The organism is Thalassoglobus sp., from assembly GCF_048270125.1.
Taxonomy (GTDB): Bacteria; Planctomycetota; Planctomycetia; order Planctomycetales; family Planctomycetaceae; genus Thalassoglobus.
Genome location: NZ_JBLWTN010000013.1, coordinates 44,371 through 68,595 on the forward strand (window position 1 = coordinate 44,371; position 24,225 = coordinate 68,595).

20 protein-coding genes are annotated in these 24,225 nt (G+C 50.4%); 13 read left to right on the plus strand and 7 right to left on the minus strand.

Annotation, left to right across the window (positions count from 1 at the left end):
• Nucleotides 1-659 precede the first annotated feature (659 nt).
• From ACN0YR_RS15110 to ACN0YR_RS15125, 4 genes are all read left to right on the plus strand, one after another.
• A complete protein-coding gene (locus ACN0YR_RS15110; RefSeq protein WP_417850077.1) occupies nucleotides 660-2,021 on the plus strand; it encodes a sigma-54-dependent transcriptional regulator in 1,362 nt (453 codons plus the stop codon).
• Between the two features lie 342 nt (nucleotides 2,022-2,363).
• Nucleotides 2,364-3,254 (plus strand): universal stress protein, encoded by an 891-nt coding sequence (locus ACN0YR_RS15115; protein WP_417850078.1) that lies wholly within the window; start codon nucleotides 2,364-2,366, stop codon nucleotides 3,252-3,254.
• Between the two features lie 39 nt (nucleotides 3,255-3,293).
• Nucleotides 3,294-3,761 carry a universal stress protein gene (locus ACN0YR_RS15120; protein WP_417850079.1) on the plus strand — a complete coding sequence of 156 codons (468 nt, stop codon included), beginning with the start codon at nucleotides 3,294-3,296 and terminating at the stop codon, nucleotides 3,759-3,761.
• Between the two features lie 334 nt (nucleotides 3,762-4,095).
• Nucleotides 4,096-5,262, plus strand: coding sequence for an NAD(P)/FAD-dependent oxidoreductase (locus tag ACN0YR_RS15125; RefSeq protein ID WP_417850080.1), 1,167 nt, complete (start codon nucleotides 4,096-4,098; stop codon nucleotides 5,260-5,262).
• A gap of 158 nt (nucleotides 5,263-5,420) precedes the next feature.
• Here ACN0YR_RS15125 and ACN0YR_RS15130 read toward each other — a convergent pair whose 3' ends face one another.
• On the minus strand, nucleotides 5,421-5,696 hold the full coding sequence (locus ACN0YR_RS15130; RefSeq protein ID WP_417850081.1) for a hypothetical protein: 276 nt from the start codon (nucleotides 5,694-5,696) through the stop codon (nucleotides 5,421-5,423).
• Between the two features lie 694 nt (nucleotides 5,697-6,390).
• Between ACN0YR_RS15130 and ACN0YR_RS15135 the strand changes: the two genes are divergently transcribed.
• The 6 genes from ACN0YR_RS15135 (at nucleotide 6,391) to ACN0YR_RS15160 (ending at nucleotide 12,526) form a co-directional block, all read left to right on the plus strand.
• A complete protein-coding gene (locus ACN0YR_RS15135) occupies nucleotides 6,391-7,515 on the plus strand; it encodes a two-component system sensor histidine kinase NtrB (RefSeq protein WP_417850082.1) in 1,125 nt (374 codons plus the stop codon).
• A gap of 2 nt (nucleotides 7,516-7,517) precedes the next feature.
• Nucleotides 7,518-7,925 (plus strand): response regulator, encoded by a 408-nt coding sequence (locus ACN0YR_RS15140; protein WP_417850083.1) that lies wholly within the window; start codon nucleotides 7,518-7,520, stop codon nucleotides 7,923-7,925.
• Nucleotides 7,922-9,754 carry a PAS domain S-box protein gene (locus ACN0YR_RS15145; protein WP_417850084.1) on the plus strand — a complete coding sequence of 611 codons (1,833 nt, stop codon included), beginning with the start codon at nucleotides 7,922-7,924 and terminating at the stop codon, nucleotides 9,752-9,754. Before ACN0YR_RS15140 ends, ACN0YR_RS15145 begins: the two co-directional genes overlap by 4 nt.
• Nucleotides 9,755-10,468: 714 nt before the next feature.
• Nucleotides 10,469-10,987 (plus strand): universal stress protein, encoded by a 519-nt coding sequence (locus ACN0YR_RS15150; protein WP_417850085.1) that lies wholly within the window; start codon nucleotides 10,469-10,471, stop codon nucleotides 10,985-10,987.
• 163 nt (nucleotides 10,988-11,150) lie between these two features.
• A complete protein-coding gene (locus tag ACN0YR_RS15155) occupies nucleotides 11,151-11,645 on the plus strand; it encodes a hypothetical protein (protein ID WP_417850086.1) in 495 nt (164 codons plus the stop codon).
• Complete coding sequence (locus ACN0YR_RS15160) at nucleotides 11,642-12,526, plus strand: universal stress protein (RefSeq protein ID WP_417850087.1); 885 nt, start codon at nucleotides 11,642-11,644, stop codon at nucleotides 12,524-12,526. The genes ACN0YR_RS15155 and ACN0YR_RS15160 overlap by 4 nt, the downstream gene beginning before the upstream one ends.
• A 219-nt stretch (nucleotides 12,527-12,745) precedes the next feature.
• On the opposite strand, the gene ACN0YR_RS15165 is transcribed toward ACN0YR_RS15160, so the two are convergent.
• From ACN0YR_RS15165 to ACN0YR_RS15190, 6 genes are all read right to left on the minus strand, one after another.
• Entirely contained in the window at nucleotides 12,746-13,885 is a 1,140-nt protein-coding gene (locus tag ACN0YR_RS15165) for an ABC transporter permease (RefSeq protein WP_417850088.1), read from the minus strand.
• Nucleotides 13,886-13,935: 50 nt separating this feature from the next.
• Entirely contained in the window at nucleotides 13,936-14,664 is a 729-nt protein-coding gene (locus ACN0YR_RS15170; protein WP_417850089.1) for an ABC transporter ATP-binding protein, read from the minus strand.
• A 56-nt stretch (nucleotides 14,665-14,720) separates the two neighbouring features.
• Nucleotides 14,721-16,268, minus strand: coding sequence for an HlyD family efflux transporter periplasmic adaptor subunit (locus tag ACN0YR_RS15175; protein ID WP_417850090.1), 1,548 nt, complete (start codon nucleotides 16,266-16,268; stop codon nucleotides 14,721-14,723).
• A 284-nt stretch (nucleotides 16,269-16,552) separates the two neighbouring features.
• A complete protein-coding gene (locus ACN0YR_RS15180) occupies nucleotides 16,553-17,077 on the minus strand; it encodes a hypothetical protein (protein WP_417850091.1) in 525 nt (174 codons plus the stop codon).
• A gap of 142 nt (nucleotides 17,078-17,219) precedes the next feature.
• Nucleotides 17,220-18,389 (minus strand): ABC transporter permease, encoded by a 1,170-nt coding sequence (locus ACN0YR_RS15185; protein ID WP_145196702.1) that lies wholly within the window; start codon nucleotides 18,387-18,389, stop codon nucleotides 17,220-17,222.
• Between the two features lie 371 nt (nucleotides 18,390-18,760).
• A complete protein-coding gene (locus ACN0YR_RS15190) occupies nucleotides 18,761-19,207 on the minus strand; it encodes a hypothetical protein (protein WP_417850092.1) in 447 nt (148 codons plus the stop codon).
• A 772-nt stretch (nucleotides 19,208-19,979) separates the two neighbouring features.
• Here ACN0YR_RS15190 and ACN0YR_RS15195 point away from each other — a divergent pair.
• The 3 genes from ACN0YR_RS15195 (at nucleotide 19,980) to ACN0YR_RS15205 (ending at nucleotide 24,185) form a co-directional block, all read left to right on the plus strand.
• A complete protein-coding gene (locus ACN0YR_RS15195; RefSeq protein WP_417850093.1) occupies nucleotides 19,980-21,539 on the plus strand; it encodes a TolC family protein in 1,560 nt (519 codons plus the stop codon).
• Between the two features lie 323 nt (nucleotides 21,540-21,862).
• The gene (locus ACN0YR_RS15200; protein ID WP_417850094.1) at nucleotides 21,863-22,342 is read left to right on the plus strand and encodes a hypothetical protein; all 480 of its coding nucleotides are present in this window, start codon (nucleotides 21,863-21,865) and stop codon (nucleotides 22,340-22,342) included.
• A gap of 334 nt (nucleotides 22,343-22,676) precedes the next feature.
• Complete coding sequence (locus ACN0YR_RS15205) at nucleotides 22,677-24,185, plus strand: efflux RND transporter periplasmic adaptor subunit (RefSeq protein WP_417850095.1); 1,509 nt, start codon at nucleotides 22,677-22,679, stop codon at nucleotides 24,183-24,185.
• Nucleotides 24,186-24,225: the final 40 nt, after the last annotated feature.

Sequence of the window (24,225 nt, forward strand, 5' to 3'; positions counted from 1 at the left end):
GAAAGATCGAGCCTCTCACAGTCGATTGTGCGAATGACATGCCGTCCGCATCACTGCGGTTTCCCAAGAGTCCTATGGACACAATGAAGCGAGAGGGACAGCGGATGCAGCTGTGCGATACCGCACACCAGAAACAAGCGTTTGAATGAATGCTGTCAGCTGTTACGACGACTTCATGATCAATCTGACATGAAAACTCCCAATGTAACATTCGCCACTCACGTTGAAGACAAGATTTGGCACGCCACATGCTTGATATAGTGTTGAGTCTCGATTTCCTCGTTGTACGCCGAGACTAATGGCAATACATGGCTACGGGTTATGTGAAGTCTGGACTTGCAGAGCGAGCAGAACCGTGCCCCGGTCGCTTCTCGGACTTCACTTGATTCAACTCAATGCACGAAGAAGACATTGAGTGGCACATGCGAGGAAGTGGAAGGGAATGAGTTTCTCAGGTACTTCACAGACTGGGAAAGATTCAGGGGCATTCATAACATGAATTCCCCTGCATGCCCGAGCATGTGGGAGTGCCAGCTCGTTGGATATGTTGCGTCGCGACGAGGGAGTGCCCTTCATACCCTTGTTTTGTGATCTTCGAGCTCGTCAGAGCACTCCTTGCCACATTGAGAATTACGTCATAACTTCGAATTGAATTGCAGATGTCTAAAGCGAATGAAATGAATCTGTTAATTGTTGAAGACGACGACAATTTCCGCGAGATGGCAGTCGCCTGGATGAGGCGAAAGGGTCACCAGGTTGAAGAAGCTGCTAATGCGCAAGAGGCGTTGAAGCTGTTCGAGGAAAAGTATTTTCAGGTCGCGATCTTTGACATGAATATGCCGGGGATTTCCGGTCTGGAATTGCTTCAGCGAGTCAAGTCGGACGGAGTGGAGACTCAAATCCTGATTCTTACAGGGCAAGCAACAATTGAGAACGCTGTCGCTGCAATGAAGATGGGAGCGTGTGATTACCTGACCAAACCTTTCCCCCTTGCTGATCTGGAACACCGCTGTCGGTTGGCCCACGATCTCTGGTCTTTGCAGAAAGAAAACCGCCAACTCAAGGCGGTGATCGCACGTAGTCGTCCTGGAAAATTTCTGATTGGCGAGTCCAAGCCAATGCAGGATGTCATGCGCCTCATTAAGCGTGTAGGGCCAACGGATAAAGCGGTCTTGATTCAGGGTGAAAGCGGAACCGGGAAGGAGCTCGCTGCTCAGGCAATTCATCATGCCAGTGAAGTTCGGGCCGAAAAGCCACTGGTGACCATTAACTGTGCAGCTCTCCCGGAGCAATTGGTTGAAAGCGAACTCTTTGGGCACGAGAAAGGTGCCTTCACCGGAGCGACTGCAACGAAGAGTGGCCTGTTTGAAGTCGCAGATGGTGGAACGCTGTTTATCGATGAAATTGGCGAACTTCCGTTAAGCTTGCAGCCGAAACTCTTGCGGGTACTGGAAGATGGTTCCTTCCGGCGTGTGGGCTCTCACCAGGAGCGCCGAGTGAGTGTGCGAATCATTGCAGCAACGAATCGGGATTTATCTGAAGAAGTCGCGGATGGGAACTTTCGTGAAGACTTGTATTACCGCATCAACGTCATGTCGCTCGTGCTCCCGCCGTTACGTAAACGCGGGAAAGATGTCGACTTACTGATCAACCATTTCCTGAAACCAGACTGGTCAATCACTGAGGATGCTCTCGCATTGATGCAGAAATATTCCTGGCCGGGCAACGTGCGGCAGCTGATCAATGCACTCGAACGGGCTACGATTTTGGCGGAAGAGAATCTCGTCACGATTGAGGATCTTCCGCTGGAAGTTGTCGAGTCGACTGATTCTGGAGAGACTCCGAAACGTTCGGAAAATGTGCGTCGACTTGACATGATTGAACGGGCTCACATCATCGAAGTTTTAAAAGAGGAACAGGGCAACAAAGCTCGAGCATCTCGAACCTTAGGGATTCATCGTCGTAAGCTTTACCGGCTTCTGGAACGGTTCGAAATCGACGAGACGAGTTATCGAGACTGAGCCAACCGGACTCTGGGAGTCTCATCACTCCAAGCACGCATTCATCAAATACGTTCTTCCAGCGTGAGCTGCCCACTGAGACACGACTGCCGTTGAAGGGGTGATGAAACCAAAATGGTCGAACGGCATTTGTGGGCCATAGATGCTTCCATGTAAGTGTGCGGTTTCAAGCCAGAGTGTGCGAACCCGCACAGTTCCTCTATGCACTCTTTGAAGCGTTTGCAGCAAACACTCGGTTTATATCTGCGAGAAACGTCGGCACACGTTTTGCCTCACACAGAGTCTTAAACCGGTATGGGGTGCGAAACATACAAGGAAACAGGCGCTTCGTCTGAGGAGACCATGATGAGAATTTTACTCGCCACTGACGGCTCAGAGGCATCCAAAGACGCCCAGTGGTTGCTGGCCAGAATTCCTTTCACCAGCCCTTTGGAACTGACAATTGCCTACGTAAATGTCATCCCTTCACTCGCTCATCTCAAACGAGAGTTTCCTTCAAGTGTGGCAGGGATTCTGGAGCAATATCAATCCGAGGGAGAAGCCCTGCTGGCTGAGGAAGTCTCTCGATTCGATGGAATCCGTGGAACTGTGGAAGGTTGTCTGAAAGAAGGTCACCCCACTGAAACATTGATAGAGCTTGCTGAGGAAAAAAAATCGGAGCTAATCATTGTCGGGGCACGCGGTCAGTCTGCTACACAACAGTTTCTCATGGGAAGCACATCCGCAGCGATTGCGAAACATGCACACTGTTCGGTTTTGGTCACTCGACCTTCCGAGAAAGTGAAGAAGTCCAATCGAACGTTTCGAATTGTCGTGGCAGTTGACGGGTCGGACGTTTCACTGAAAGCTGTTGAAATGATGGCAGGAATTCCCTGGGGAGAGAATGTCGACATTCTCGTTGTGAGCATTTTGCAAAACGAGAGCCACCTGGGGACTTGGGATTCCGACTTGCGCAAGGCCATTGATGGGAAAGAAAAAGCAGAGCGGGAGAGAATCGTTCAATCTGCGGTTGCTCAACTCCGCAAAGCGACACCGCGAGTTGCGGGCGAGGTCCTGCGTGCAAATTCTGCAACAGAGGAGTTGCTCGCCACTATCCAGCGAGTTGATGCCGATCTGGTTGTGCTGGGTCATCGAGGGCTGAGTCGTATCAAGCGATTTTTGATTGGAAGCACATGCGAAAGAATTCTTCGCCATGCCAAATGCTCTGTTTGGGTTCATAAAGATTCAGAATAACTATTCTTACGATGCGACGTTTTATCCGGGAGGTCCGCAATGGTGAACTTGAAACGAATTCTTCTGGCAACGGACTTCAGCGATTGCAGCGAACACGCACTCCGTTATGCATGCGAATTTGCTGAAGTCTTCGACGCAGATTTACATTTGCTGACTGTCTTTGAACCGCCCGGCGCAGCGTATGCAGAATTCGGTATTGGGTACGATGGTGTTGAATCTGTTGAAAAAGAACTGGTCGCTGAAGCAGCCAGAAAGCTTCATGCCTATCCGGAAAGCACTTGGCGCAAGAAACTTCGTTTGACACGGAGTGTCCGCACAGGGAGGCCCTTCGTCGAGATCGTTCGCTATGCGAAGGAGCATGATATCGACCTGATCGTCATGGGAACTCACGGTCGCGGTGCCATTGTGCAGATGTTTATGGGAAGCACCGCAGAACGAGTCGTTCGCAAAGCTCCCTGCCCTGTCATGACGATTCACCCCGAAGGTCATGAATTCGTCATGCCATAGTGCCCAATTCGTGAAGGATGAAAGTGCTATGAGAAAGCCGATTGTTCCCGCGAACCAAAGATTTTAAGCGATTGAGATTTTTCGTTGAGTTTTGATGGAGCAAAGTCAATTCTCTTTTGCAGCGCAGCGTTTGAGATTTTCGTTTCGTTGCCCCTTAAACCGGGTTACTATTGAATAGACATTATTACTTACCAAGGTTAATGACCAAGCGATACCAGTTTGTAACTTTTCGGGAGAATTTTACCTGAGGACAAATGGCGACGGACTTCAAAGTTGTGAGGAGTCACTTGGAGGGCGATCCGCCAATATTTCTGAATTTGAAGAGGCGATTGAAATGGCTGCAAATACTCATGTCGAGCGTATTCTTATCGTTGGTGGCGGCTTCTCCGGTTTGGCAAGTGCCACACAACTAGCGCAGGCGGGCTTTCCAGTCACATTGCTTGAGACCTCGAAGTTGGGCCACGCAGCATCAACAGAAAATCAGGGGTGGCTGTACAGCGGTGCTTCATTTGCCCAAATCGATAATGAGTTAGCGTCTCGCTGCCATAAGTCCCTGCTGCAAACGGTCCAATTCTGCCCTGAATGCCTGGAACCGGATATGGCTCCAATGATCTTCGGCAGTCTGGAAGAATCATCTGACAGGCAAAAATGGATGTCAGCCTGGGATGCAGCGAATCTCCCATATCGGGAACTTACTGAAGGTGAAGTGACGTGGAATATGCCGCAGGTTGATCGAAAAAAAATGTCGTGGGTGCTGCGACTGCCAGACAGATCTTTCCGGCCGCATGTTCTTCTCGAAGCTTTATCCGTCGCGGCACGCGCGGCAGGTGTTGAGATTCGATCAGAAACGTTCGTTTCGCAACTGCTGACAGACAACAATCAAGTTTGCGGCGTGGAACTTGGAACGGGTGAAGAGTTGCGAGGGCAACTTGTGATCCTTGCAGTCGGCGCAGCGAGTCAAAAATCATTCTACCCATTATTTGAAAACGTCGCTGGCGAGCAACCTGATTACGAACTCGTGTACGTTAAATCACATCTTCTCGCCATTGAGCCGGTCTTGAGTCTTGACCCTTTTCATCTGATCGATCAGGAGGGATTTAACCATGTCCCGCACGCGAGCGGTTCTGTATTCGGGAGCGAACGCTGGAAGGTTGTTCAAGATCCGAAAGATAAGACGGTCAATCCAGAAGAGATTCGGATCATCGAAGAGCGAGTCAAACGATTACTCCCGGGCGCGTTCGAAAATGTGAAACAGCGAAAAGAATGGGCGGGCATTACGGTTCAGGCACTTCACCCTGAAGAAATCAATCCTGGGCATGTCTTTCACCCGACGATCATCGACCATGCGACACAACCGAAACGCTTCGAGAATGTCATCAGCATCTTTCCGGGAAGGGCGACGCTTTGGGCTGATTTAGCTGAAAATGTGGGAGCCTTCGTGAGTGAGAAAATCAAAAGGTCATCGTCTAAAACTGCCACTCCGCCATGGATGTTCACATAGGATGAAGCAATCGCTCAAATTAGCAGCATTTTTAATAGAAAAATGCGTTCTTCACAGGCAACACGGTAGAGCAAACTGCTCTAGCAGGCAAATCAACCAATTCAGACTGACTCCGCTGCTCCATTTCCTTGATTGCCAAAGCGGAATGATCTTAAGAATCAGCAGACTTCAACTTCATTCACAAGCAGGTTGATGCCGCTAATGTTGGCGTCAAGAATAAGTTGTTGTGCAAGCTGTTTGTGGTAGTAGAGGGGAACCCGACCAGTAATTGTGAGAATCCCGTTTTCCCAGAGACATTCCAGACGCTGAATGCCAAGTACGTACTGCCGATTCAAAATGGCGTTGGCAGTTTTACAGATTAGCTGACCGGGTGAATTTGACTTGGCTGGCTGACGGACTTTCTCTGGGCTGTTCGGTAATTTCAATAACGCCATTTGCGAATCTCCTTATTCTGCAGATAACACCTGCTTTTGTCATGTATTATCAAGACTCAAGTTACAGGCTGATCTACAAACTTCGATTACTCTGCTGAGCTTTAGAAAAGTGTGAATGCTGACCTGCCAGAGTCGCATCGACGAGGTACTTCAGTACCGTTTGGCAACAACTCTGCATCAATTGTTCCGAAATCCGAGGATTCTACAGTTTCGGTTCTCTTTTTAAATTTGACACACATTTCGGTGCCTCTGCATTCAGCCATTCACGGCGTGAAAATCTCCTGAATTACTAACTTTTCAGTCGGGATTGCGGCGAATTCGCATGCTCGGTTCAGGGAAAAGAGCGAAGCATTTTTTTTCTGATGCTGACAGTTGGAGAGTGCAAAACGTGCACGTTGACACGAGACTGTGCAGCCATGCACAATGATTCCTCATCCTCTTGCACAGGCTATAGAGCATCTTTCGAATTGGTTTGCAGGTTCTGCCTGGTGGCGAACAGCATTTTTAATAGAAAAATGCGTTCTTCACAGACAACACGGTAGAGCAAACTGCTCTAGAACTGGACAATTGGCAGCCACACGGCGGCCACATCGAGTTCGGAATCATTGTTCGTAGTGAGGTACGGTCTTTGCTTCCCGCAGACTGATTCGTTGTGTCAATTTTTTGAATCCCACACCCACGCAGAAAGATCGCTTTGAGCAGAACCAACCTCAACGCTGATGACACACGACGACAACCGGCCGAAGAACGTTTTCGCCTTGTTGTGGAATCGTCCCCTGCAGCTATGGTCATTGTCGACAACCACGGAGAGATCGTGATGGTGAATCGGCAGACTGAAAACTGGTTCAGGTATGACCGGGAGGAACTTATCGCTCAGGCTGTCGAATGTCTGATCCCTAGTCGATTTCATGACCGCCATGTGAATGACCGTGACAAATTCCTGAAAGCTCCTCAGGCCAGACCAATGGGGGCGGGACATGAACTGTTCGGTCGCCGCAAAGATGGGACCGAATTTCCGGTCGATATCAGTCTTCATCCCATGCAAACCAGCGAGGGGATGTTGGTGATGGCTTACATCGTCGATTTAACAGATCGCAAGCGAGCTGAGTCCGAAATTCGAAAAAGGCATACGCTGGAGCGATTAGCGTTGTTGGGACAACTCGCAGGGAGCGTGGCCCATGAGATCCGAAACCCGTTGGGCGTCATTCGAAATGCAGCCTACTACCTGAACATGGTTAAGGAGTCCCTTGATGGTGAGGCACAGGAGTCCGTCGAAGAGATCCTGGAAGAGGTTGATCGAGCCAACCGCATTGTCAGTGATTTATTGGACTACACTCGAGATCCACCGCAGCAGACCGCAACCTTTGATGTCGTGAATTTCGTCCACAAACTGGTTCAGGAACGCAGACCGATTGATGATGAACTGGTTTTGGTTCAGTCTCAAATAAAATCCTTCGACGTGACTGCCGATGCCGATCAAATTACGAGAATCCTCGAAAACCTGATCGTGAATGGCGTGCAGGCTTCAGTTGATCCGATCACAATTCAAATTGTCATTTCCAGCTCTGGCTCACAGGTGATGATCGATGTGCAGGACGAGGGCGAAGGAGTTGACGATTCTCAGCGATTGCGAATCTTCGAGCCATTGTTTACAACGAAGACGAAAGGAATCGGACTGGGGCTTGTGATTTCCAAACGTTATGCTGAGCAGAATCGAGGGACGCTCGAACTGGTTGATCACACGGGCGTAGGAGCTGTTTTTCGACTTACCCTGCCCAGTCATGAATTGGTTGGTGGTGAGGTTGTCATGGAGCCATAAGAGTGATTCAATCGCGAGTTGAATGTGACGTCGCCAAATCTCATCGAGTCGATCGGGCGCTCCGTGTGCTGGTCGTGGATGATGAATGTGGAATGCGTCGCACGATCGCTCGAGTCTTGAAAGCAAGTGGTTACCATGTTGAAACCGCCAGCGATGGGGAACATGGAATTTCCCTCGCCAAAGCCTTTCAGCCTCACTTTGTGCTGATCGATGTCCGTATGCCTGGAATCGACGGAGTCGAAGTGTTCCGTCAACTGAAACAAATTGTTCCGGAGACTTTCACGATTTTCATGTCGGCTTTTTTCACCGACGAAGTCGTTGGTGAAGTCGATGCAATCGGACCGGTGGAACTTCTTCCGAAACCGTTAGATATCGAGAAGCTGCTTGATCTCATCAGGTCCACATCATGACTCAAATCGCATCTCGGCACGCGGTTCTGGTCATTGACGACAATCAAAAACTCTGCAAGGGGTTGGCCAGGATTCTGAAGCTCGACGGCTATCAAGTCGACATCGCGAATTCGGCGGCAGCGGCACTTGATCGCAAGGATTGGGAGCATTATTTCGCAATTCTCGTCGATCGCAAACTCCCTGACAGCACCTTAACAGAGCTTCTGCCCCAGATTATCGCACAGGCTCCAGAAGCTGCTGTGATGGTGATCACCGGTTATGCCGACCTTGAAAGTAGCCTGCAGGCAATCCGTCTTGGTGCATCGGACTACCTGCTCAAACCGATTGACCCCGATCAACTTCGCGCCCGCTTGAGAAGATTCGTTGAACTGAGAGAGGCCCGCGATGAAGTTCGCATGCGCGACGAACAGGTTCAGTTTATGGTCGACAACTTGCCTGCCGGGGCTGCGTATGTCGATCTCAAATCGAATCTGGTCCGAGTAAATCGGCGGGTCGAAGAGTTGACGGGCTATTCCGACGCTGAACTGTCTGACCGAGATGCATGGTTCCGAATTTTATTTGGAGAACGCAGAGATGAGTATCAGTCGGCCTATGAAAACGCTCGAACGACAGGCTTGTCTCAGCCACGGCTGGTTGACCTTGTCACAAAAAACGGCCGGAAAGTGATTGTCGAATTCTCGGGATATCGTTACGACAATCATGAAGTCTGGTTGATCAACGATGTGACTGAACGACAACAGTACGAAGAACAGGTACGAAAACAGCGCGACTTCTCGGACCGAATTCTTGAAACGGCGCAGGTCATTATCTTGATCCTTGACCGTGAAGGGAAAATCGTCCGTTTCAACAAATTCATGGAAGAGGTTTCAGGATATCAACTCGAAGAAGTCCGTGATCAAAACTGGTTCGAACTGTTTATTCCAGCTAGCTCAGAGGAACGAATTCGAGAAAGTTTTGCTCGTGTGATTTTGGGAGCGGAGATTGAAGGCAACGTCAATCCAATCCGAACGAAGTCTGGCTTGTTGCGACAGATTGCGTGGTGGGGAAAGCCATTGCGAGATGCCGACGGCGAAATCACAGCTGTCCTGTCAATTGGTCACGATGTGACGGATCTGATGAACATAAAAAGCCAACTCGTTCAGTCCGAACGACTGGCTGCCATCGGAGAAATGATTACCGGCCTGGCCCACGAGAGTCGAAATGCATTGCAGCGGGCTCGGGCATGCCTCGACATGCTCTCGCTGGATCTCGTCGAACAACCGGCTCATATGGACCTGACTCACCGAATCGAAGAGGCGCTGAATGAATTGCAAAGGCTGTATGAAGAGGTCCGGGGATATGCTGCCCCGGTCCAGCTTTCGTTAGGCCACTGTCGCTTAAAAGAAATCTGGGAAGCAGCCTGGCAGCACATCACAGAGGCGGTGGAAGATCGATCAATTGTGTTGCAAGTTCACGCTGATCTGCCTGACACGCAATGCGTGGTAGACAGGTTGCGAATCGAACAGGTCTTTCGCAATGTTCTTGAAAACGCAGCCGCTGCTTCTCCGCCGGAATCTGTTGTGACGCTCAAAACTGAGGCCTGTGAATACAAGAATGCTCCAGCCATCAGAGTCCAAATATCTGATAGTGGGCCTGGAATTGAGCATCAGGACCCCAACCACATCTTCGAGCCATTCTATACAACCAAGCAAAAAGGGACAGGCTTGGGAATGCCGATCTCGAAACGTATCGTAGAGGCACATCACGGGGAAATTTATGTCGCTGCCAACACTTCGAACGGAGCAACAATTGAAATTGTCCTCCCGTGCAAACAGCCCAGTCTCTACTGAAGCACATTCAATATTGGTCCTGATCCCTGCCCGTGGCAAACACCACTTCGAAAATCCGATAATGGGTACGATGGTAAATCCTCCTGGAGACTCACCGTGGGCTAGAGCAGTTTGCTCTACCGTTTGCCCGTGAAGAACGCATTTCTCCAGTAAAAATGCTGTTCACCACGAGGCAGAACCTGCAAACCAATTCGAAAGATGCTCTAAAGGGGACGCTCAAGCCCTGAATGAAACATGATCCAGCCTCGACTGCAAAGGCAGCAGTTCTTAAGGCGCCGGCGTGAACGCTCTGACCGTGCGATATCGCGCGCGTGCTGCCGGGAAGCGTGACGAGACAGCACACCTTGGTTTCAGCAAGATTCGCACAGCTCTGAGTTCATGAGGTTATTGACTCTTGTGTCCAGCTTTACTTGCAAACGGTCCTCTTTTTGCACCTTGGTCAGCGAGACAACTTAAACACTTTCGTGTTTTTCTTGTGGCCCTGAAGATCACTTTCACAACTTCACCGGCTGCTCGCCACCAGGCAGAACGCGAAGACGATCACTTTTTATAGAGCTGGTCCTGAAACTTGAAATTGCTCTCTCAAACGTTGGGAAAAGCAGTGATCCCAGAGGTTTTCGGACTGGTTCTAAATTGCTGTTCGAGTTCGACACCGGCACACAGTAGAGCAAACTGCTCAAAAACAAAATTTGCTTCAGGAGCGAGAGTGGACAAATGGTGAACTTGAAACGAATCCTATTCCCCACAGATTTCAGTGAATGTGCAGATGCAGCTGCTGCTTATGCTTGTGACCTGGCGAATCGATACGATGCTGAGTTGTTGGTACTGCATGTGATTCACGACGCAACTCTCGATGTCCCTGATTTCGGAATGGGTCTTGCCTTCCCCGGTTATCTTGAAAACATACCGCAACGACGCAAAGAAATTACGTCGGCTGTACAGCAATCACTGGATCTCCTCATCAGCAAGTTTCCTGAAGGCTCTAAAGCCGCTAACGGTCACGTAAAGTTTGGAAGCCCGATCAGTGAGATCCTCGAGTTCGCGGAGACTCAGAACATCGACCTGATTGTTATGGGAACTCATGGTCGAACCGGCTTTTCGCACGCCATTTTGGGAAGTGTCGCAGAGCGGGTTCTCCGTCACGCTCAGTGTGCTGTGTTAACGATTCGAGGTGATCAAGTCGACGGAGCAGCGACTCCCGACAACAAAAATGATGATGAAACCAGCGACTGATCGATCCCTGAAACCCAGCTCACCCCGGCTCGGAAATGTCACATTGCCTTTGATTCACAACGGAGCTCACCCATGACATTGGCCTGTTAACGGACACGATTCAAATCACTTTCGCCCACTCCATCGAGGCGAACCCTACTTGCACATCAATTGGAATCCCCTTATGTTGAAGAACATACTTCGAACCGGTTTAGCGACCTTCCTTCTTGCACTTCTGGTTTTGGGAGTGATGCGTTCAGAGACTCCTGCTCAGGAGAATCAGAAAAAATCGCAAGAGCCAACTCAAGCTGCTGCCGAATCTCCAAAAGAAGACGACGGTCGACCAGTGAGCGACTTACGCCATTTCATGCGAGGAAAATTATCGGCTTCCAACAAAATTCTGGAGGGGCTGACGACTGAAGATATGGCTCTCATCAAGGAAGGAGCCAAGGCATTGAATAAAATGAGTTTGTCCGAGAAGTGGCGAGTCAACAATGATGCCATCTACAAACAATTCAGCGCCGAGTTTCGTAGACTCACAAATGATTTAAACAGTGCCGCCGAGGCAGAGAACCTGGATCAAGCGGCTCTGAAATGGATGGGCGTGACAATGGCCTGCATTGAGTGTCATCGTTACGTTCGGAACACCCTTGTCGTCGATCAAGGAGCTTTCAAATGAAAATTCTCTTCGCAACAGATGGTTCAGCACATGCAGAGTACGCCGAACGTTTCATGGCTAATTTGCTATGCCAAGAACACAGTTCGATTGATCTCAACGTCGTCTCTGTTTGCCCCTCTCCCGACTTGCATTTGATAGGCGCGAAGTTCCCTGCAGCAGTTCTCGAGGCCGTTGACGAGTTCCGTCAAGCCTCACAAGACGTCCTCGATGCCGTCGCAAGTCGTCTGAAGTCGAGAGTTAATTCAATCGGCGAGTCACTCCTCGACGGTCATGCCGCAACTTCGATTTTGGAGCAAATCGAAGAATCGAAACCGGACCTTTGCGTCGTCGGTTCGCATGGTTGGACATTTTCGGAACGTGTCTTTCTTGGAAGCGTCTCGAATCAAGTCGCAACTCATTCAGAGTGCTCTGTCCTTGTTGTTAAACCTCGCGAGAACGTACTGGACGAAGTTCGTTGTCAGACGATTCTGATTGCGGAAGACGGAACAGGTTCGGCAGTTAAGGCACTCTCGAAACTCAAGGAACATTGCAACTGCCAGGAGATCCAAGTCCGCTTGGTTTCTGTTGTAGAGAACACATTTTCAGTTGATCCTCTCATGCCAGAGCAATTTGCCGGAATGCAACTTCGCGAAGTCGAAGACAAGAGAACGCGGCTGGCGACATTGGCGAATCAATTTCGTTCGGACTGGAAGGACATTGCCTTCGAAGTTCGTTCAGGCCACAGTGTCACCCGCGAAATCATTGAGTCCGCCAAAGAGAATGAAGCGGACTTGATCGTCGTGAGCAGCGAACCGAAATCCCTCTTGAAACGTGTTTTTCTGGGAAGTACGGCGCTCGGCATCCTGCACCGTTCACCCTGCTCCGTCTTGATCGACCGATAAGGACACGAGAAAGAGAAAGTCAGGAGTTATGTGAAGCCAGCATTCAGTCGCAGCCTCCATTCAAGCTGAGGCTGGAAGCCGATGAGTCATCGCAAAGAGAGCAGCGTTGAAGATCCTCCAGAGCAGTTTGTTCTACCGTGTGCCCGTGAAGAACACATTTCTCCAGTAAAAATGCTGTTCGCCACGAGGCAGAACCTGTAAACCAACTCGAAAGATGCTCTATTGCTGCAGGGCCATGACGATCGAGCTTCGAGATGCTTTGAATGCGGGAATAATCCCGGCTGCGAGCCCGACAAGGATGGAGACTGCGATCGCAGAAAGAGCGAGTGACAAGGAAGGTCGAAACGCAATCGTGACCCCTTCTGCTCCAATGGCGAGGCCGTTCCAGTAGAGAACTCCCATGGCGATCCCTGTCCCGAGAAGACCTCCGAGAAAGCACAGGACGGTGCTCTCACTCAGGATGAATCGAAATAGCCTGCCGGGGCGAACTCCCATGACTTGCAGGATGGCATGTTCTGCAATGCGGTCTTGAACTGACATCACCGTTGTCGTCGCCACGATTGAAAGAACAAGACCCACACAGGCATAACCAAGATAGTGAGCGAAACCAATCAGGTCGACGAGATCCGCCAGCGTGCTCGCTTGAAAGGCTCCCTTGCGGCGGGTTGTTGTCGGGACTGGTCCGGCCCGGAGTGCTTCATCAATGGAACGGCTCACCGACTCGGGATCGGCACCTTCATTCAGGTACACCTCGTGGAGCGTCACCAATCCTGCTGAATCGACATCTTGCCGGTACTGCAGGAACTCAAGGTTCGTGTAAATCAGATTCTCTTCAGCAGCGACGGGAGAAGTGAAGACCCCCGCCACGTTGACTGTGATATCTCCAATTGTGAAGGAGCTGCCCGGTTTTAGCCCTCGACGTTGAGCGATATTACGACCGACTAAAGCAGCATCGTGCTGTTTCTCAAACGTTCCCCAATCTCCAGCGATGAGCGTCAGGTCTCTGGTCGATTTCAGTTTCGCAGGGGGCGCCCCATTAAAGACGACAATGTCGAGGCTGGCGCGGCAGTTGTTTGTCCAAACCTGCATCGGGACAACATCTTTCACACCTGGAATATCATTGATAGTCCGGGAATAGTCTTCCGGAAGACGGCTGGTGGTCGGGCAGAAGCGGTTTTCCTGAAAGACGATCAGAGACTGCTGCGCATCGTCTCCGTTTGTAAGCCGCTCTAATCCTTCTTGAATCGAGCCAACAAAGCAGAACACAAAGATCGCAACGGCGGAACCGCTCACGGTCAGCAATGATCGCATACGATGTCGCAGGAGGCTCTTCAGGATGTAAGGGATGAAACGGAACATGTTCGTTCTCGGGGTTCAAAGGAATTTTAACTGAGGTTGATTAAAAAAAGTCAGACCGGCTGTGTACGCAGGTTTTTTCCTGATCCATTCTGGGAACCTTGCACGGTGTCCGATGCGATCTTGCCGTTTTCAAGTCGGATCTGGCGTTTTGCGATGGCAGCCACGTCTGGATCATGCGTCACCATCAACATGGTGATGGCGAGTTCATTGTTGATTCGCTGAAGGAGGTCTTGAATCTGCTCACTGGTCGAAATGTCGAGGCTCCCTGTTGGTTCATCCGCGACAACAATCTTCGGCCCGGCAACAATCGCTCGGGCAATCCCGACTCGCTGTTCCTGTCCTCCGGACATCTGCCGAGGGTAATGTCCGGCGCGGTCTGTGAGTCCGACTGCCTCCAATGCAATTTCGACTCGTTGTTGCCGCTGCTTTGCGGAAAGCGGCAGCAACAGCAGAGGAAGTTCAATATTCTCATACGTTGTGAGGACCGGCACGAGATTGTGCGTTTGAAAAATGTAACCGAGATTCTCGCTTCTCCAGTCCGCTAATTTCGCACGAGACAGTTTCGTCAGGTCGGTTCCATTTACGATGATGCTCCCTTCATTCGGTTTGTCGATACCAGCGACTGCGTTGAGCAATGTGCTCTTCCCTGTTCCGCTGGGACCCATGAGAGAAACAAATTCTTCTGCCTCGATATCAAGATCGATCCCATCGAGAGGGGAAATCGTTTCTTCTCCCGATTGAAAACGTTTTGTCAGATTGCGAATTTCTACGAGTGCCATTCTTATCATCCCTTCTGGGGGCCGTCTGATTCAATGTGTATTGGAAATTTTGACCGTCACTCTTCTTCATTTGTGATGGCGACTTTGTCCCCTTCCTGAAGATTCTCCCGCCCAACACTGATGACTCGGTCGGTCGGTGTGAGACCACTTGTGACTTCGACCAGAACATCGGTGCCGGCAGTTCCGAGGGAAATTTTCTGTTGGTGAGCTGTCCGTTCTGCCGAGACAATCCAGACTGTCGATCCCGAGTCGGTTTCGGTGACAAGTTTTCGTGGAATCAACATGCGTTCCTGTTCTGTATTTCCGTTTTCAGTTTCGCTTTCCCGATCAGCAGCGAGAAACGTTGCTCGGACCAGCATCTCTGGCCGGATTGATTCAGGTGGTGAGTGAATCGCAGCTTTAACTTCAAGTGTGTTCTTCTGAATGTTCGCGCGAGAAGTCCCGAGGAGGACGTGTCCTTCGATGGGCGTACTTGAAATTGCGGTTTCGATGAGGACCGGCTGACCGGGATGGACCAAGGGGAGATCTTCCAGTCGGACATCTGCTCGAATTTGAAGTTGTTCGGGGTGATACAAGCTGACAACGGTGCTTGCTTCCGGATTCGACTGGGGGTTCTGCCCCATGACAGACGAGCCGGGGAATGCGAGGACTTCAAGAACCCGCCCTTGAATGGGAGATTTAATAACCGTTCTTGAGAGTCTCAGTTCCGCATTTTTCACAGCGAGTTGAGCCTGCAAGAGACGTGCTTGAGCGACTTGAACTTCTGCATCTGCCACATTCAGGGAGCGGCGTTCATCGATGAGCTTCTCGCGTTCGACCTGCAATGCTTCCGCTTTCGCCCGAAGCGCCTCGATTCTTTTCTCAAGCAGTGGAGATTGATTCTGCAAGTTTGCAAGTTCTGCATTCAAGGCGACATACTCACTTTCCGCTTCCTGAATCAGACTGCGAGCGACGGCCTGACCTGCATCTTTTCGATTCAGGTAGCTTTGCTCCGCAAATTTGGCTCTCGCTTTCATTGTTTGGATTTGAAATGGCAACCTTGCCTGTTGTAACTCTGCATCTGCCACTGTGGACTGTGCGTCAGCGACTTGCGCTTGCAGCTTCATTGGAGACTCGAGTCGCTGCTGAGCGGCCGTGGCGTGTGCGCGTGTCGTTTGTAACTCTGCTTCTCTGAGAGCAAGGTTAGCCTGAGCCTGCTGCAACTCCAATTTTGCGTCGGTATCAATCAATCGCGCGAGCTTTTGCCCTACTTCAACCTGCTCGCCTTCGACGACATAAACTTCTTCAACAATTCCCGACGTCAATGCCGTGGCAAGTCGTCGAGAAGGTCTCGGCTCGACCCAACCGGCAGCTTGAAACAACGGAGTTCCAGCTGTCTGGACCTCTGCACGAGTCACCACAACGGGGACAACCGTAACAGCCTTGGAACTCTCAAACTGATCACGTGCCGCCCATCCAACCATGCCGACAAATCCCAAAAGAATTGCCGCTGGAAGGACGTAACGTGAGATGATCCGCTGAGGGCGCTGAATCTGCCCTTGCGGTCGTGTCTCACCTTTCGGTGACGCCGATGAGAGTTGCTTCAAATCAATTTGACTGGTCATCGTTGTTACTCTTGAGTTGCAAGTGTCCGCGCGACTCGACAATGGTTTGCAGAGCGAATTTCCGCGGCTTGTCCCCTGCCTTTCGAATTCACTGATTGTCGATTTTCAGATTGCCTGTCCCTTGGGAATCGTTTGCTGGAACCGCAAGTTCATCCGCAAGGGACCAGACATCATCTCTATCGAAAGTTTTGAAACTGTCCGGAAACTTGTGGAATGGTCACTTTTCTCAATGAATGAGAGAGTTAACTCACGTTTCAGGATCAGTTCTCAATAAAACTTCGGTCTTACTTTTTATCTTTCACGTACACCTGATTGGCTGTCACAGAAAGATTTCCGGCATCGTCGCGGACTGCGTTTCCTTTCACGACGACGACTGACAGCTCGTTGATTCCCAAAAGTCCCTTGGCGGTTTTCGGAATCGGCTGTCCTGATTCGTCAACGATTTTGACTGTCGCCTGATTTCCCGGAAGTTGGTTGGTTGTACAGCAGTAGTCCCAAGGTGTGGGGCAACCTTCATCATCCGCACAGTGCGGAATGCCGGTATCAACAATCGTGAATGCAGCCAAGCCATCAACAAAGGGAGCTTGCGAGCCTCCGATTCGTCCGACAATGGTGACCTCGTCTCCATCTTTGCTGGCTTCGAAAACTTCACCGACATCTTTCGCGTCGGCAGGTTCTGATTCGATGAGCAGGTCGCTGTCGACTTGGCTACTGGTCGAGGCTGACTTGTCTGCTGTCTGACCGCAGCCGGCGAAGATGGCGGTGGTTGCGACGAGTGAAAGTGTTAGCAGCGTGTGAGTGAGTTTCATTTGAAATCCTTTTTCGTGAGTGAGTGAAAACTCGTATTCAGTCCTCTTTGCTGAGAACTGATCCTGAAATCTGAATTTGCTCTCTCAAACATTGAGAGAAACGACTCTTCCAGAGTTTTTAGGAGTGGTTAAGGTTTCTGGGTTATATCGCTTTCAGGCTCTGTGCGATTTCTAATCGCAACGCCTTGAAAGCAGGTGGGATTGCACCGATCACTCCCAGTAGTAATCCGGTTCCAGACCCAATCAGTATGGCGACGCTGTCGACTCGGAGAGTGAAAGCTCCCATTGTGAATCTGACAGCGAGCCCATTCAGCCAAAACGTGGCAATCAGCCCCGCAATCAAAGCGGCTGAAGTCGACAGTAAGACGGCTTCCTGAATCAAACTCAGCAGCACCGCTCGTCGACGGAACCCGATTGCCTGAAGCGTTGCAAGTTCGCGAACTCGACCTGCAACAGCTCCGTACATCATGTTCAAGCCTGCAAAAACTCCTGCTCCAGCGACAAGCGCAACAACGAGCCAGGCAAGTTGCAGAACAGGTTTGTAATGACGTTGTAAAGATGCGAAGTATTCTGTTTCCGAAAGAGACTGGAGTTCCAGATCTCTCCGCTCTTTACAGAACAGATTAACAATTGCTGGTGAAGTTTCTGGCCCTAACAACATTGCAACCAAGCTGATGTCCTGACGTTTGAGTGTTTGTTGTAAATCGGGCAGTCGGCACCAAATTTCTGATTCAAACGCAGAGCTACCCGCTGCAAATCGACCACTGACGATCCAGTCTCGGTTTTCAAACCGAACCGTCTCGCCCAGTTTCAATTTGTGGGACTTCCAACCGAGTTTCGCCGGGGCAAGTTTCCCGACCAGGATTTCCCCCGCTTGTGGCCAGTCTCCTTCAATGATTCGGACCTGTCGGCGCACCAGTGGAGCGGTTGTCGTCACACCGCGAATGAGCCCGAGTGATTCGCTCTGATCGGTTTCAGATCTGACACGAGTCCCAAGGTAAAGCTCGGAGGAAATACAGGGTTTGCCTCCTCTCGTTGAAATGCCTTGGATGCTCGCGGCAAGTAAATCTCCTGTTTGTGCCGGGATCGCTGAGTTTTCGATATTCGATTCGGCTCCCATTGAATAAACGAGTACGACATCTTCGTCACCGCTCACCGCGAGTGAGGTTTCCAGTCCTCGAATGAATCCGACAACTATAAAGACCAACAGAATCACAACTGTTAACGCAGCGAGCGTCAACAGGCTGCGTGTCGGCCTGCGAATTAAATTTCGGACACCGTATTCCCACGGTAGCGTTTTGAGATGGAACATTTCAGCGAAGCTTTATCAGTTGATCCGAAAGTCTGAGTCATGTCTCACAACCCCTGAGAAGAGGCTTAGAGCATCTTTCAAATTGGTTTGCAGGTTCTGCCGCGTGGCGAACAGCATTTTTACTAGAGAAATGCGTTTTTCACGGCCACACGGTAGTGCAAACTGCTCTAATGAGAGTCATTTCATTCCCGAACAGGGACTCAGCTCAAGTGATACTCGTATGCGATTCGGAAGAGATCGACAGATCGCGAACCGGCGAAGGTAACACGACCACGGTGAGTTTTGCGCAGGACGACAGAGCATTTCGACAGTGAAACGAGTTCCGATTGATCACGGTTCGAATTTGCTCGATGCCTGACAGCAGAGCAGCTTTAGATGATCAACGAACCAACGCGGAGGCGGATCTCTTGACCATCTTCGCAGAGGGGATGGTCCGGAATTTCATAGAAGTTGAGAGAATCGACCATTTCCATAAAGGAATAGTCAACAAGAGTTGTGGACGCGATCTGTGCAGCGATCCCCGAAAGAGTCAGGTCGAGTTCAAAAGAATCTTCCTGAGTCTGAATTCCACCTTTACAAAGACACTGACAAGCACAGTCTTCAACCGGTGATTCGTTCTCTTCGCCGCGACTCTGCTGCTCACCTTCAGATGAAGTTGGACAGCGTTTTGTGCAACATGAGCAGGCAGAAGCGAACTCCGTGGAAGTCAGGCTTTCACCATTTTGAGACTGCGCAGCACTCCCCGGAACATCCCCTAAACAACGAAAAGGGCATGCCAAGAGTGAGTAGGTCAACATGATCGCCATGAAAAACTTCATGAATCCAGCCTACTTCGACTACAGCCAGGAGTCAAGGTAAATCTATCGCAGCCATGTTTTAGGACTTCCCCCGACTGTTGGTGAATCGTTTGGCAAACTTTGCGTGTTGTAAGGAATTTTCCGATCCAACGGGAGATGCCCAAGTTGCATTCGCCGGAACGTCGAACAAATGAGAAGAAGCGTTGTATTCGGGATAAATCATCAAAATCCTTGATCATGTATATCGTCCGGCACAACAACTCACCCCAACGCATGGATGCAATGGTGATCAGTCGTCAATTTTTCTCTGCCTTGATGATCTTCCTTCTGGCTGTCCAGATTGCCGTGCCATGTCGTTGGTGTACTTCAGCGCATCAGCACTGTTCTCGAAGAGATGACTCCGCTCCGTGTCGCTGTTGTCATGACAGCCTGATTGAACAGGCTCATTTCGACTCAGTTGGCAGCCCCAGGCATGATGGGCGAAGCACAAGGGAGTGTCCGTTTTGTGATCAGATTGCTGACACCACGACTTCCTTACAAGCCAACAGAACTGGTGCCGAATCCAATCTGAACGTGAGTACCTGTGCTGATCACATCTCAATATTCGAAGTGCCACCAGTTGGTTCACTTTTCAAAACCGATACTGAAATTTTCTTGAAAAGCGGGAGCAGGCAACTCGGGATGAGGATTCAGGTCTAGCGAAAGTCGCGAGGCGAGAGACCAGCAAGTCTCTTGGAGTCGCAGTCGACCTGTGTCCATTCATTTTTTCATTCCATTTTCTGTAGGTATCGTGATGAAAACCAATCTCTTTGCTCGCCGTTTGCTGGCTCTTGGACTTGTTCCAATGCTCGGCGTTGGATGCGCGTCAGCACGTTCTCATGTCTCTATTCCAGCACAAAAAACGAGATCCACCAATCCTGTCGTGGCTGTTGAGCAAGGCATCCCATTCAGTGAAATGGTGGCTGCTGGTGAGCAAACCAGGCTTCCAGCCCGGCCTTCAGTTGCCGAGCCGGATTCAAAAAGTGAAATTCAAGTTGTTAATTTTCAGCCAGAAATAACAGTAGAGAACCAACAACTTTCCGAGCCGGCAAAACTCCCCCCCGTACCTGATGAGCAGACGATCTCATCGACCGATCCTGGGATGACGCTGCAGGCGCTGGAAGATCTTGCCATGCAAAACAACCCTGCGATTCAACAAGCGAACGCAGTCGCCAGCAAGGCTTCGGGAGTTCACTATCAAGTGGGGCTCAAGCCAAACCCCTCCATCGGGTATTTCGGCGAAGAAATCGGCAACGAAGGAGCAGGCGGATTACAGGGTGCGTTCGTCTCACAAACATTTGTTCGTGGCGACAAGCTGGCATGGAATCGACAAGTGATTGGGCATGATGTTGAGTCGATGCGCTGGCAAGTCGAAACTCAAAGGCAACGTGTCCGGACAGACATTCAGGTTCAGTTTTACCAAGCCTTAGCTGCCCAGAAACGATTAGAACTCGCCCGCGACTTCCGGGTGATCATGGAAAGAGGTGTTCAGGTCTCGAAAGATCGTGTCGCGGCACAAGTTGGAACACGCCCCGATGTCCTGCAAAGCGAAATTCAGTTGAATGAAGTTGAGTTGGTAATTCAACAAGCAGAGTTTCAATACGACGCTGCCTGGAAGCAACTTGTTGCCCTCGCTGGAGTTCCCGATCTGCCACCTCGCGTACTGATCGGTGAGTTTCAATCAGCACAAGAATCGCGTGATGCGGAAACGATCTATAACGAAATTGTCGCCAAAAGTCCCCTGCTCTCCGCTGCGTATGCCCGCGTTCAAAGGACACAGGCCAACCTGCAGCGACAAAACGTACAGGCGATTCCGAACGTCAACGCACAATTCGGAGTTGGACGCGACGATGGAACCGGAGACACTTTCGCGAACATTCAGCTGAGTCTGCCGATTCCGTTCAACAATCATAATGAAGGCAACATCTCGGCAGCACATGCGGAATATTGCGAAGCCACTCAAAATGTCCAGCGTATCAAGATGCAGATTCGACAAAACCTTGCGGACACCATGCGTGAATATCAGATCGCAAACTCGAAGGTGACCCGTTACGAATCTGCGATTCTCCCGAAAGCCCAAGAAACCTTGGAACTTGTTCAGGAAGCTCAAGAGGCGGGCGAGTTTGACTTTTTAAGGGTGTTGACCGCTCGTCGAACTTACTTCGATGCGAACTTGAATTATGTCACCAGTTTGAGTGACCTGTCGTCAGCCGATGCACGCATCGAGGGGCTTCTCCTGACAGGTGGACTCAGTAACGTTGTTTCTTACGACGGTGACGACAGCTTACGTGATCAGGCACTAAGCGGTCAGTAAAACACGTCGAGCAACGATCTTTGTCGAGCTTTCCGGTCTGGCAGAACGATGTGATCATCGTGGTGTGTGATGACATCAATCTGATCCCAAAGGAAGCTTCAGGAGAGCAACGCAGCAATTCCCGGAGACTCCCTTAAGTCGTTTCTCAAGAATACGATGCGTGGAATTCTGAAAGTGGGAATTGATCGTGGTACGGAACTTGCAATCTCACCTGCAGGTTGTTTCGCTCTAGACTTGTTTAGCGAAAAACGATAATAACTTCACCGCTGCTGAAACTTTTCCGTACTATACTTAATGACCTAACAAAAGCGTGTCATAAGATCATGTTCCGTTTACTCTGCATCCATTCGGCCACCATCACAGTCATGTTTCATGCACTGTTTGGATGCTGCTTGCACCATACTCATGGTCATGCTGCACATGGTCACTTTGCAGAAATTCTTTGCTCTTCAGAACATGCTGAAGGGGTGACTGACGAGCACCCCCACTCACATCACTGCAAAAACGATGTCGCCCAGCAGAGTGCAGAAATCGCTCACTGCGAGCAACACCAGTCAGAGCAGAACAATCAAGAACATGACCACGCTCCTTGTGGCGAAGTCGACTGCCAGTTTGTTTCGACGCCACGAACAGATGATGTGACACTGACAGATCCACTCTTGCTCGCTGCAGCACTGGGTGGAACGACTCCTTTTCAGGTTGCTCTCGCCCCTCTACAATCGGGCGACCAATTTGAGCTACCTGCTGATCCCCCGTTTGAGACTCAGCCACTGCATCGCTTTAAGCAGGTTTGGCAGCTTTAAGAAGTTCTCCGGGAACCTTGATCACTGATGTGCCGCATTGCTTGCGCACTCAGGCAATCACTTCGTCGCAATTTTCAGACGAATCATTGCTGTCATTGATCACACTCCTTCTCCCGTAACCAACAGGTTTGCAGTTCGGAACGAATCGCCATTGCATGCGCGATGAATTGTCTGGATCGGTCTTTCAAGCACTCACAAGCACTGAAAGAACCGCTCGCAAGACTCGTAGATTCGTTCTGATTCCATCGAATATCGAGAGCTTGTTCATTTTTGATTCGAGCTCGTTATCACCTCTGCTGTTTCAATATTACTCCTGTCATCAGGACTTCATACGATGAAAAATCGCATCCCAAAATTGCCCCTGAAATGGATTTGGACGTCCATGGTGGTCGTCGTCTTTATTGTGGGAGCAGCCACCATTGATCGCTGGTTACCCATGACACAAAACTGGGTAATGCAAACGATCACGCACTTTCGGGCTGGGGGATCTGATGAGCACGGCGAAGATGCTCATGGAGCAGACGATCCGCATGCAGGGCATGATCATGCTGCCCACGCGGGACATAATGAAGCAACGTCGTTAGAGCTGTCAGCTCAGGCTCGACGAAATGTTGGCTTGACTGACGATCAAATCCGCCCAATCAGACTCGAAACATTTCGCAAATCCATCACTGTCCCTGCCCTAATTGTCGAGCAACCGGGCCGAACACGAGTACAAATTGCCACGCCGATGACAGGCGTGATCATGCATGTTCATGCTCTCGAAGGTGAAGCTGTGAAACCAGGTTCGCTCCTGTTTCAAATTCGACTGACTCATGAAGATCTCGTCCAGGCACAAACAGAATTCCTGAGAACACTCGGTGAATTGGATGTTGAAGAGCGTGAAATCAAACGCCTCACCGATGTGACCCGCAGTGGAGCTGTCGCTGGGAAGGTGTTGCTCGAGCGTGAATACGCGAAGGATAAGCTTTCAGCACTCTTGAACGCTCAACGAGAATCGTTGCGGCTACATGGACTCTCTGAGGAGCAAGTTGATCAAATCGCAAACAAACGACGCCTGCTCAGAGAGCTACAAATCTTTGCTCCTTCAGTGGATGGCCATACCGAAAACGAATTGAAGCTGACGGAGTCGCCGATTCATCCTGTTTCATTCACGCAAGATGGGGTTCTCGCAACGGAAGCACGCGAGAAGCATACTGGCCCATTGATCCTTCAGGACTTGAAGGTTCACAAAGGTCAGGCTGTTCAGTCGGGTGAAACACTCGGGATTTTAACCGACTACGATGAACTCTTCGTCGAAGGTCTCGCCTTTGAACAGGACATTCCAAGTTTACGCCGGGCATCCGAACAAGGTTGGAAAGTCGATGCGATTTTTCAGCAACCAGGTGCTGGCGTCAAAGTGCTTGAAGGGTTGGAGATCGCGTATCTTGCGAATCATGTTGAAACGAACTCCCGCACACTGAACTTTTATGTCCGGTTGCCCAACGAAGTTGTGAAAGATAACCGGGCTGCCGTGAACCGATACGTGGAATGGAAATACATCCCCGGTCAACGGCTTCAACTGCGGGTTCCGATTGAAGAATGGAAAGATCAAATTGTCTTGCCAGTTGAGGCTCTCGCCCGTGAGGGGGCTGAGTACTTCGTCTTCCAACAGAACGGCGGTCACTTCGATCGAATTCCCGTCCACGTGAAATATAAAGATCAATACTCTGCCGTCATCGCGAGCGATGGCTCGCTCTTTCCGGGTGATGTCGTCGCCCGGGTCGGAGCACATCAAATGCAGATGGCACTCAAGAATAAGTCAGGCGGTGGAGTCGATCCTCATGCCGGTCATAACCACTAGAGCAGTTTGCGATTTCCGTTTCGGTGAAGATTTGTGCTCT